Source organism: Pseudochrobactrum sp. AO18b (assembly GCF_000409565.1).
In the GTDB taxonomy this organism is placed as follows: Bacteria; Pseudomonadota; Alphaproteobacteria; order Rhizobiales; family Rhizobiaceae; genus Pseudochrobactrum; species Pseudochrobactrum saccharolyticum.
This window is the reverse complement of record NZ_ANNO01000012.1, coordinates 1-11,303: the sequence shown is the minus strand read 5'-3', so window position 1 is coordinate 11,303 and position 11,303 is coordinate 1. Positions and strand designations below refer to the sequence as shown.

Here is an 11,303-nt window from a genome sequence, read left to right as displayed (position 1 = left end):
GTTTTTGTTTTAGTTTCCGGCGATACCACCTGCACCAAAAATCTGGATCATCGCGGGACCGAGAATAACCATGAACAAGACCGGCAGGAAAAAGACGATCATCGGAACCGTGAGTTTCGGCGGCAGCCCTGCGGCTTTCTTTTCAGCTGCCAGCAAGCGCATATCACGACTTTCCTGCGAGAGTGTACGCATGGCGGTTGCAACCGGCGTACCATAACGTTCCGCCTGAATAAGCGCCTGTGTCATGGATTTAATGGCTTCCATACCGGTGCGGTTGGCAAGGTTCTCATAGGCCTGACGGCGCTCCGGCAAAAAGGCCAGTTCAGCATTGGTCAGCATTAGCTCTTCAGCCAGATCCACCGACTGAATACCGATTTCGTCGGCAACACGGCGAAAGGCTGCTTCTGTGGACATGCCGGATTCGACGCAAATCAGCATCAGGTCGAGGGCATCAGGCCAGGCCAGTGTGATGGATTCACGGCGCTTGGCTGCAATATTACTGACATAGAGATTGGGTGCATAGAAACCGGCATAAGCGGCAATAATGCAAATCAGAAAGCGCATAAAAGCACTTTGCTGTTCCAGCATACCCAAACCGAATATCCAGAATATTGCTAAACCGAGAAATGCGAAGGGCAGAATAAACCGCATGAAAAGAAAAACATTGAGCGGATTTTGTCCGCGAAACCCTGCCTGTCGCAATGATGCGACGGTCTTCTCATCGGCCAGAGCGCGGCGCAGATCCAGTTTTTCAACAAAGTCACGAATTCCGGCTTTTTGCTGATGGCGCAGACTGATGCCGCGTTCTTTATCATTAGCCATCCGCGCTCTTTCGCGAGCACGAAGAGCCTCACGCTCTAGTGCTACGGATTTCATGCGACTTTTCAGCGGGTTACGCTGAAAGTAGGGCAGCAGAAGCGTCATTATGGTTGCGAACATCGCAAACATGATGAAAATGCTGATGAGCGTTTGCCGCTGGAAGAGCGTGGTTTCAAAAAAATTCTGCATAACCAGCCCCGCTTACATTTTGAAATTAATCATGATTTTCATCACAAAAATTCCGAGTGAATACATAATTAGAGCAATTACTAATAGTATATTTCCTGGGAAGGTTGTGAACAATAGCGTTATATAGTCTGGACTCATCAAAGAAATTGCTCCGGCAACAAAAAATGGCAATGCGCCGATAATCGCAGCTGATGCTTTGGCTTCCTGTGACATGGCCTGGACTTTGGCTGCCATTTTTTTACGGTCACGCAAAACACGCGACAAATTACCCAATGCTTCAGACAGATTGCCGCCGGCCTGCGACTGAATTTGTATCACAATTGAAAAGAAGTTTGTTTCAGGGCAGGGCATGTTTTCCGGCATTTTGGCGACAGCTTCCGGTATTGTTAGTCCCATTTGCTGCGCCTCAACAATCCGGCGAAATTCCTCCTTAACCGGAGAAGGCGCATCATTTGCCAGCAAGCGCAGACTGTCATTCAAAGGAAGGCCGGAGCGCAAGGAGCGGGTGATGACATCCAGCGCATTCGGAAAATCATTCAAGAAAGCTTTCATTCGCTTCTTGCGAAAATGCATGACGATCCAGCGAGGTACCCCGAAAAAGCCAATCAGGGCAATCAGCGGCGCCATAATCAAAGGAATGCCAGCCATCAGCCCGAGCAGAAAACAGATAAAGGCGCTCGCCGTGCTGATAAGATAAAACTGCCGGACACTCCAGCTCAGACCTGCCTGAGCCAATAATATACGTAGCGGCGGGTTTTTTTGAGTTTTGTTTTGTGTTTTGTTGCGACGGTCAAGCTCGTCCAGATTATCCTGCAATGTCCGGCGACGCTTTTGTGCTTCGCTGGCTTTTTCACGCTCTGAGCGCATAACAGCACGGCTGGTGGTCGTCCTTTTAATCGCATCAAGGCGTTTTTGACCGGTTTTCTCAGCTGTGATCCGGTCGAAAAAAATTGCATAGAGCAGGGCACCGACCGCAATTGCAGCCAGGACAACAAGCATAATTGTTGTGCCGTTCATTGAAGTGCCCTTTCAGTGCCTGCTTCGGTTCGTTCGGTATCGTATCCAACAAAGAAACTGAGTTTGTTTTAAAGTAAAATCACTCTGACAGCTCTATATCTGAGGACTGCCGGCGACCTCCATCGTGTCCAGAATGGTCGCCAGTCGCTGATCTTCATTGTAATAGCGCGCCCGTTCCCAGAAGGCCGGTCGGCCGATGCCGCTCGATACATGCCGGCCGATAATATTGCCGTTAATATCTTCACCGAGGAACTCAAAATTCATCAGATCCTGCGTGATGATGATATCACCTTCCATTCCCACCACTTCTGTGATGTGGGTAATCCGGCGCGTACCATCGCGCAGACGTGTCGCCTGAATAATCACGTCAACGGAGCCGACAATAATTTCACGCACGGTACGTTGCGGCAATGTGTAGCCGCCCATGGCAATCATGGCTTCCATACGGTTCAGACATTCGCGAGGGCTGTTGGAGTGGATTGTGCCCATTGAGCCGTCATGGCCGGTATTCATGGCCTGAAGCAGATCGAAAACTTCAGGGCCACGGACTTCACCGACGATAATTCGTTCAGGACGCATACGCAGGCAGTTTTTAACCAGATCGCGCATGGTAATTTCGCCTTCGCCTTCAAGATTGGGCGGACGGGTTTCCAGACGAACGACATGGGGCTGCTGCAATTGCAGTTCCGCCGAATCTTCGCATGTAATGATACGCTCGGTTTCATCAATATAGCGTGTCAGACAGTTAAGGAGCGTGGTTTTACCGGAACCTGTGCCACCTGAAATAATGATATTACAGCGCACGCGGCCGATAATTTGCAGCAGCTCCGAACCCATTTGCGAAATACTGCCGAAACGAACCAGCTGATCCAGTGTCAGCTTGTCTTTTTTAAACTTACGGATGGTCAGGGCTGTGCCGTCAATGGCGAGCGGAGAAGTGATAACGTTCACACGGGAGCCGTCCGGAAGACGGGCGTCACAGATCGGGCTGGATTCATCAACACGGCGGCCGACCTGAGAAACAATACGCTGGCAGATATTCAGCAATTGCTGATTATCGCGGAAACGGACATTGGTTTCCTGCACACGGCCATTGACCTCAATATAGGTTTTTCGTGCACTATTGACCATGATATCGGCAATATCATCACGCGCCAGCAGTGGCTCTAACGGACCATAACCCAGAACATCGTTGCAAATATCATCAAGCAGTTCTTCCTGCTCGGCAATCGACATAACGAAATTCTTGATCGAGATAATATCATTGACGATCTCGCGGATATCATCACGGGCGGCATCGGCATCCATTCTTGATAATTGAGACAGGTCGATTGTATCAATCAGCGCTGCAAATATCTGGGATTTTGTATCGTAATATGCCTGCGATTTTTCACGGACGACCGGTGCTGCTGGTGCTTTCACAGCAGGCTTTTCCGATGCAGATACAGCCGTGTTGGTCTGTGACGGCGGAGTCAAATTCGCTGTCTGACCGGCTGTCGCAGCAGCAGGTTTTACAGTACCGGTGGTTGGGGAGGCTGCACCTCTTTTTCCAAACATGGCTGTTGTTTATCCTTGTCCGTCAGGCAGATTTTTTGCGTTTAAGCTTACTGAGAAGTCCGGCCAGCGGTTTAGCTTTTTTGCCCTGTTCCGGTACATCATGTTTGCCAAGCAGTTCGCGTGCGATCTCAGTGATTTTTTGTGAAATCTTGTGGTTCGGATCGGCCTCTGCGAGCATATGAGCATTATTGGCCGCCGTACCGAAAAACTGCGGATCAAATTCAATCACAGCCAAAGGTTTAATATTCAGCGGTGAGCAGAAATCCGCAGCAGAAATTTCAGGACGTTTCGGTACGCCGGTCTGGTTCAGAATGAGATGTGCCGGCTTGTCATTCGGTCGCAGCAGGATCAGCGTATCCAGCAAATTCTTGGTATTGCGCAAACTGGCTAAATCCGGTGTGTCAACAATGACAATCTCATCGGCCCGCATCAGGGTTGTACGTGTCCAGCTGTTCCAGCTATGTGGTATGTCGAGTACCAGCAATTGTGTGGTACGCAGAGCAGCATCGATCACGGAAACAAAGGATTCCGTGTCAAAATCATAGGTTTTTTCGAGTGTGGACGGCGCCGCTAGCAGCGATAAATGTTCCGAACTCTCTGCCAGAAGGCGATCAAGATAGACTTCATCCACCCGTTCCGGTGCATAGACTGCGTCAGCGATACCAAGTGTCGGATCCTGATCAAAATTAATATTGACCGTGCCGAATGGCAAATCCATATCCGCCAATACAACTTCATGTTTGAACTGGTTGGCGAGACTCCAGCTGATATTATGGGCCAGTGTTGATGAACCAACACCACCTTTTGCACCAATAACGGCAACATTTCTGCCGGATGGTGCAGTTGCCGGATCCGTGAATAATGTATCCAGTACGGATATAACTTCCGTCAGGCTTGCAGGAGAAACAAGGTAATCGGAAACGCCATTGCGGATCAATTCACGATATAGGCGCACTTCGTTACTGCGGCCGATAATCAGAACGCGGGTTCCGCTGTCGCAGACTTCGGCAAGTTGCATAATATCTGCAAGCAGCTGATCCTGTCCTGCAGCACTTTCAAGAATAATAAGATGCGGTGTGGAAGTGCTCTGATAGGCTTCCAGTGCCACATCGACTCCACCGGAGCGAATATGCCAGCGGGTACGCGTCAGGCGTCTGTCTTGAGAGCAGGCCTGCAAAACAGACAGGCCGGCTTCTGTTTCACAGAACGCATCAATATTCAGGCGCGGCAGCGGGCGGATATGGGTTATATCCGTACCTGCATCCTGCAACATAGTTGTTGATGTGACACTGTCTTCCACGATCACGACCTTTTTTATTCGTTTAAAGCAAAATTTCGATAATACGCGCCGGATGATGTTTTTGGATCCGGCGGCAGAAATTATGCGTCTTTAATACTGTGCTGTTAGACTGCGAGAATCCTGCCAAACTCCTGTTGCGGTCGGTGACATAGCCTCATAGCCTTCGTCTCCGCTGATAATGCGGTCATTACGCGTACCTTTCAGCGGCGATGTGGCCCGAGGCCCGAGGAAATCAGCCGGATTTGCCACCTGAGCTGCCAGATTCGCCTGTGATGCACAGCCAAAATTCGCATAATGTTTGTTCTCAGCCGTACTCAGCATATCAGCAGGCCATCTTCCGCACGGACCTGTCCCTGCTGTCATCGCATAGTAGCTGATACGAACAGGCGCGGAGATTTGCGGATTATTCACCTGATAGCTCTGGGTTGCAATATTGCTGGCCAGAACACCGCCTTGCCTTAAGACTTTTGCAATATCCATACTGATCCGGTAGGCGGCAGACTGATTGGCACTGCCCTCAGGTAAAAGGATGAAAACCATGCCAGAACCTTGGCGACGATATCCGTCAACGGCATTCTGCACAATGCTGCGCTGTGTGATACTAAGTTTGCGATCATTCCGGCTAACAGGAATATCCGCTGTTTTTTCACGTTCCTGAATCGTGATCGGATGATTGGTACGGTAATCATCTGGCGTGGCGCCGACTGTTACATGATGTGTATTGGCACATCCTGCCAGCAGCAGAGTAACAAAAAGGCTGCTGCCAATGAGGGCTGAACGGGAGTGGGGGACGGTAATTTTTCTCATAATGCCTGCCCTCTTATTTGTAAATGAAGCCGACAACGCCGTTATAGCGGCCGTTTGGCAGGTTGGTTTTTGCAGAGCCATAAACACGATTGACCTTGCCCAATACAAAGCCGGCTGCATCACTTGGCGGAGCCAGATTATCATCAGGTCGAGCCAGTTCTGTTCTGGCTGTCGGGCGTACCAGATAAGGGGTAACAATTACGACCAGTTCGGATTCATTGCGTAAAAAATCGCGACTGCGGAACAAAGCTCCGAGTACCGGAATCTTGGACAGGCCGGGCGTGCCGTTAATCGACTGACGGGTTTCATCGCGGATCAGACCGCCGATCATCATGGAGCCGCCGGAAGGCATCTCAACCGTCGTATCGGCCACGCGTTTACGCAGAGAGAGAATGCTTGCACCGACACCGTCAGAATTTTGCGAGCCTGAACCTTCGGTTGTTGGTTCGGAAACGGATGTACGGACTTTCAGCGAGATACGTCCCGGTCCCAGAACAGTCGGCATGAATTCAAGACCGATACCATATTCAATCTTGGCAAGTTCGGCTGTGCGTTTACCGTCATCATCGGTGGTGACGCTGTTGAGAACATTATATTCACCGCCAACTCTGAAAGCAGCTTTTTCACCGGAAATAGCTGTGAGTGTTGGTTCAGCCAGCGTTTTCATTGCGCCCGCTGTTTCCATAGCCTGCAGGTAGCCGCGGAAATTTTTGGTCTGTAACCCGAAACCTGTATTTGAGAGGGTCTGCCCAATTGCTCCGGAAAGACGATCCGACACACCGGTAAAGGTTACACCATTGCTGCTTGCGCTGCCCATCATATTAACGCCGAGCTGTTTCATCACAGAACGGCTGACTTCAGCAACAGTTACTTTAAGTGTTACCTGATCTTCACCGGCAATGGTAATCAGATTGATGATTTTACTGGAGCGGCGGCGCTCCTGACCAAGTCCGCTTGTGATCGTAATATTATTGCCGTCACCGGAGGATGTGGTGGAAGAGTCGTTATACTGCCCTGTTGTTGCTTCACCACCTGAAACAAGTAATTCGGCAAGCTTTGCAGCCTGTGCTGCATCCTGTGGTGTTTGAACAGAACCGGTCAGAACAATATTGTCATTGATGAGTTCGATTTTAATATCAGAGCCCGGAATATATTTCCGCAATGAAGAAGACAGGCTGCTGACATCACGCTCGATTTTCAGGTCTAGACTGGCTATCTGTTCGCCGTCTTTGCCGAAGACAATAATATTGGTTTGTCCGACGGATTTACCGAACAGGTAAATGCGCCGCGCTGTACGAGTGACAGCATCAGCTGTTGCCGGATTGGCAACCAGAATATCATAGGCGTCTTGCGGCAGATCAACGACGATTGACTTTCCCAGTCCGAGATTGACCGGTTGTGAGCGACCTGCGCTGGAAATCTGAACGTCCTGTGCCTGCACCGGATTGGAACTGAGAACCGGTATAATGAGGGCAGCAGAAAGGAACAGTGGTTTCAACTGTGAACTGACGCGAGTTTGGGAAAAAGATGGACGTGTCATTAGTTGATCCCAACTTCGGTAAGATTGCCAGATTTAATCATTTTGACCGGCCCGTTTTTGGAAGGTGAAACAACAAGATAGTCGGATGAGCTGGATGGCTCTGGTTTTGCATCACGAACTGAGCGCAATGTCAGGCTGATCCGGTCCGCCACAGATTGGGCAACAGCCATGATCTCAGCCTGTTCATGGGTAACTTCCAGAGTTGCGGTGCGGCCGATAATATCTTTTTTGCCTTCATCATCTTCTTTGATCGTCTGATCGATGGCCAGCACGCGAACATTTTCTAAAATGGTTTCCGTTAAGAATGGCATACTCTTATTGGCAGCATTCCGGTCCGCACGAGTGAGAATTACATCGACGCGATCACCGGGAAGAATGAAGCCACCGGCGGAACTTTCTGCAGCAATATTAGTCGCGATGGCACGCATACCTTGTGGCAGCAAAGAGGACATGAATTGTTCACCTTCGCCGATCAGTTTAACTTTGCGGATAGGTTCTCCGGCCAGAACCGGAAGGCGCAGGCTGGATTTTTGCATGACATCCAGTGCGTCCGGTTGTGAATCACGCGTTATGTAATCTGCGGTTACTGAAGCTGTAGGCCAGGATTGCCATTGTAGTTGACCGGATAATGACGATCCGACGGCCAGATTAGATGAAGCAGTCAGAACATCTTTCACAGGCAAAACCGGTGCGGGAGCACTGACCTCAATGACCTGCGGAGGGGCATCTGTTATAGTCAGTGCAATATAGCCTGCGGCACCGGCGGCAAGCACGGCAACAGCCAGAATGATCAGGCGTGAAGTGTTCATTTGATATCCCCGCATTGAGCGTGTGATTTTGGCACATACTCTAAATGCAGCAAGAATCGTATAATTATGGTTAACGAACTATTATTATTGATTTTATTAAAACAGTTATTGCTGAATTGGTGGGGGGGAAGATTTGTTATGCCGGTTTTCAGGCCCTAACCAAAGCAAGATCGGGATATATCCATAAACCGGCAATGGCCAAAGCTATACCATAGGGGATACCTTTTTTGGGGTCACTCAGACGGTAAAGAAAAGCGATATGTTCAATTTTACTTCTGTCGATAAGCTTGCGCAGTAAGAGAATACATAGTGTTAAAATACCGCCTGTAATTGCGCTTATCAGTAAATAATCTGCAAGACTGACTGAAAATCCGGTCCAGAGAGCTGTGGCACTGATTAGTTTGGCATCTCCGCCACCCATGGCATTGATGAAAAACAAAGCAAAACAGATGGCGAGGGCAATAGCGCCCGCTGCAATGTGAAGAAAGATATCTTTTGTAGGAAGTCCGTAAAGCGGTGCCAGAACAAGAAATGCTGCGGCTAAAAACAGGCAGGCAATATTGTGTATCTTCATAAACAGAAGATCCGAAATTGCAGCATAAATCATAGTGCCGCAAAAAATCAGAGCAGTGAGAAAAGCGAGCATAAGCAGCCTGAGTTTTGCAAAGGAATTGTTGGATTATCATTCTGTTGATGCCAGAGATACTTTAAGCCTTTTACCTTCGGGTTAATACTGTTGGATATTCGGGCATTTTGTTGAGAGCATACAGACCGCCGAAAATTGAAATATAGCTATTAATTGTTCTTTCATCCCTGTTGCGCATAGTGCGGTGAGCTACGGGGCATATTTTATGGCTGATATGAAGATGACAGATCTGAAAAAACTGATAGTTGCAGCTTTGCTGGGGGCAGGTGTCTTAACCTATCCGGCTGGGGCGACAGAAATTCAGGCAATACAGGTTCAGACAGATCAGGCGCATATTTTGCGACTGGATAAGCCTGTTAAGTCAGTCATTATTGGAAATGATGCTATTGCTGATGCCGTTATGCAGGATGCCAAAACCATTATTCTGACCGGACGTAATAATGGTGTCACCAATCTGGTTGTTATAGATCAGAGCGGGGATACATTACTGGATGAAAAAGTCATGGTCGGACAAAACGATCTGGCAACGACCCGTGTTTTCCGGGGCTCCAATATGATTGTATTGTCCTGCACGCCGATTTGTGAGCCGAAAGTTAAAGTTGTGGCTCCGCCAAGATCCTGATTATATTCTAGGTTTTCAATTTTCTGTCCTACTGCAGGAAAATTTAATAGATCATGAGTAGCCGAGCTGAGAAAAACTCTGTCCGACATTTTGTAAAGTCACTTCGCTCGTTCCGGCGGGATGAACGAGGCGTTACAGCGGTGGAGTTTGCGCTGGTCGCTTTTCCGTTTTTGTTTTTAATTTTTGCGATTATCGAACTGGGACTGAGTTTTACAGTGCAGCAAATGCTGGCTCATGCGACAGAAGATGTGAGCCGGCGATTTTATACAGGACAAGATACGAAAGAAAATACAACACCGGAAGTGGTGAAAGATCGTATTTGCCAGAAAATACAATTTATGCCTGTCGTTAATTGCAACAATCTTGATATCAATTTGGATAATTACAGTACTTTTTCGGCAGTTCCTGTTAAAAATCTTGTAACAAGTGAGGGGAAGCTTGGACTTCCGTCCCAGATTAATCTGGGAGGACCATCAACGATTAATCAGATTAATGTATTATATCGCTGGCCGGTTCTGACCAATATTTTTTATTATTTAAATCCGAAAGTAAAAAATGAAGACAGGGTACTGCCTCTTTTTACAACAGTGACCTGGCAGAATGAGCCGTTTTCATGATCGGGTTTCATTTTAAAGCAAATGGAGCACGGTTGGCTTTAGCTGATAGCTTGCGAAAATTTGGTGCGAATAAGTTTGCACTTTTAAGAAAGTTTAGCAAAGACGAACGCGGTGTATCTGCCGTGGAGTTTGCGCTTCTTTTGCCGGTTCTGATTCTGATCTATGCAGGTGTGGCCGATGTTTCACGTGGTGTGGATGCAAACCGCAAAGTGAACCGGGTTTCCAGTGTTGTCGGAGATCTGGTGAGTCGACAGATCAGTGTGTTGCCAACACAACTTGATGATGTTTTTATTATCGGCTCGACGATTATGGTACCGTCTTTAACAGCACCGCAAATCAGGATTTCGTTTCTCAGAGTAGAAAAATTAAACAATAGTAATACATTGATTGTCCGACTGGACTGGTCACGGACAACATCCAAGTTCATTGAGAAAGGGACTGTAGCAGAACAGGAGGCAAGGCGCGTTTATCTGCCGGAAAAACTGCGCCAGGAGCCGATGAATTATATTCGTGTTGAGACGCAATATACTTACACTCCGTTGCTTTCTTTTCTTTTGCCGAACATCGACATGGAAGAAATCTATTTTGCCAGTCCGCGCTATTCAGATACTATTCCTTGTCCTCAGTGCTGATGATTTCCTTGCTTGACGCTTGAGGTGGTTTTCATGATATGCCTTTCATGAAATACTCGGTGAAGCGGTCTGAAGGCATTATTCTCATGCGACGGGTTATCCTTATTGTCCTTGATTCTTTCGGCATTGGCGGCGCACCGGATGCGTCCGCCTTTGGCGATCAGGGAGCCAATACGCTGGGGACAGTTGCCCGCTTTTGTGCGGATAAACAGACATCATTCCATATTCCGCATATGCTGGAACTGGGATTAGGGCAGGCAGCGCAGCTCGCGGATAGTCATTTTCCTACCGTTTTTAATTCTGCCTTGCTGCCTCATGGCCTGTGGGGTGCTGCGAGTGAAGTCTCGAAAGGTAAGGATACACCTTCAGGCCATTGGGAAATTGCAGGTCTGCCGGTACCTTTTGACTGGGGGTATTTCCCGCATAGTATTCCGGCCTTCCCTGAGGACCTGACGGATACCATCATCCGTCAGGAAGGTTTGAACGGAATATTGGGCAATTGCCATGCCTCGGGCACTGAAATTATTGCGCAATATGGTGAGGAGCATATCCGAACCGGAAAACCGATTTTCTATACATCGTCTGATTCCGTATTGCAGGTAGCTGCCCATGAAACACATTTCGGTTTGCAAAGGCTTTATGATCTGTGCGCGGCTTTGCGCCTGCTGGTGGATCCGCTGAATATCGGCCGTGTCATTGCACGGCCATTTACCGGTGAAACGCCGGAGAGTTTTGAACGCACCGGCAA

General features: G+C 48.5%; 12 protein-coding genes. 4 read left to right on the top strand and 8 right to left on the bottom strand.

Going from position 1 to position 11,303, the window contains the following annotated elements; genetic code table 11:
• Positions 1-9 precede the first annotated feature (9 nt).
• The 8 genes from A918_RS0100755 to A918_RS0100720 all read right to left on the bottom strand — a co-directional run bounded on the left by A918_RS0100755 (position 10) and on the right by A918_RS0100720 (position 8,684).
• On the bottom strand, positions 10-1,008 hold the full coding sequence (locus A918_RS0100755; RefSeq protein WP_022709206.1) for a type II secretion system F family protein: 999 nt from the start codon (positions 1,006-1,008) through the stop codon (positions 10-12).
• A 12-nt stretch (positions 1,009-1,020) separates the two neighbouring features.
• Positions 1,021-2,025 (bottom strand): type II secretion system F family protein, encoded by a 1,005-nt coding sequence (locus A918_RS0100750; protein ID WP_022709205.1) that lies wholly within the window; start codon positions 2,023-2,025, stop codon positions 1,021-1,023.
• Positions 2,026-2,118: 93 nt separating this feature from the next.
• Positions 2,119-3,582, bottom strand: coding sequence for a CpaF family protein (locus A918_RS0100745; RefSeq protein ID WP_022709204.1), 1,464 nt, complete (start codon positions 3,580-3,582; stop codon positions 2,119-2,121).
• 22 nt (positions 3,583-3,604) lie between these two features.
• The gene (locus A918_RS19020; RefSeq protein WP_156831354.1) at positions 3,605-4,882 is read right to left on the bottom strand and encodes an AAA family ATPase; all 1,278 of its coding nucleotides are present in this window, start codon (positions 4,880-4,882) and stop codon (positions 3,605-3,607) included.
• Positions 4,883-4,972: 90 nt separating this feature from the next.
• Positions 4,973-5,770: a CpaD family pilus assembly protein gene (locus tag A918_RS0100735; protein WP_245257269.1), complete on the bottom strand. Its 798-nt coding sequence runs from the start codon at positions 5,768-5,770 to the stop codon at positions 4,973-4,975.
• Positions 5,703-7,229: a type II and III secretion system protein family protein gene (locus A918_RS0100730; protein WP_022709201.1), complete on the bottom strand. Its 1,527-nt coding sequence runs from the start codon at positions 7,227-7,229 to the stop codon at positions 5,703-5,705. The genes A918_RS0100735 and A918_RS0100730 overlap by 68 nt, the downstream gene beginning before the upstream one ends.
• Positions 7,229-8,038 (bottom strand): Flp pilus assembly protein CpaB, encoded by an 810-nt coding sequence (gene cpaB / locus A918_RS0100725; protein ID WP_022709200.1) that lies wholly within the window; start codon positions 8,036-8,038, stop codon positions 7,229-7,231. The genes A918_RS0100730 and cpaB overlap by 1 nt, the downstream gene beginning before the upstream one ends.
• A 148-nt stretch (positions 8,039-8,186) precedes the next feature.
• Positions 8,187-8,684, bottom strand: a complete 498-nt coding sequence (locus A918_RS0100720; RefSeq protein ID WP_022709199.1) for a prepilin peptidase — start codon at positions 8,682-8,684, stop codon at positions 8,187-8,189.
• Between the two features lie 205 nt (positions 8,685-8,889).
• On the opposite strand from A918_RS0100720, the gene A918_RS19015 reads away from it, so the two are divergent.
• From A918_RS19015 to A918_RS0100700, 4 genes are all read left to right on the top strand, one after another.
• On the top strand, positions 8,890-9,306 hold the full coding sequence (locus A918_RS19015) for a pilus assembly protein N-terminal domain-containing protein (RefSeq protein ID WP_022709198.1): 417 nt from the start codon (positions 8,890-8,892) through the stop codon (positions 9,304-9,306).
• A gap of 53 nt (positions 9,307-9,359) precedes the next feature.
• A complete protein-coding gene (locus A918_RS19010; RefSeq protein WP_022709197.1) occupies positions 9,360-9,923 on the top strand; it encodes a TadE/TadG family type IV pilus assembly protein in 564 nt (187 codons plus the stop codon).
• Entirely contained in the window at positions 9,920-10,555 is a 636-nt protein-coding gene (locus tag A918_RS19005; protein ID WP_022709196.1) for a TadE/TadG family type IV pilus assembly protein, read from the top strand. Before A918_RS19010 ends, A918_RS19005 begins: the two co-directional genes overlap by 4 nt.
• Positions 10,556-10,641: 86 nt before the next feature.
• A partial coding sequence (locus A918_RS0100700) for a phosphopentomutase (RefSeq protein WP_028233204.1) occupies positions 10,642-11,303 on the top strand: 662 nt, incomplete at its 3' end.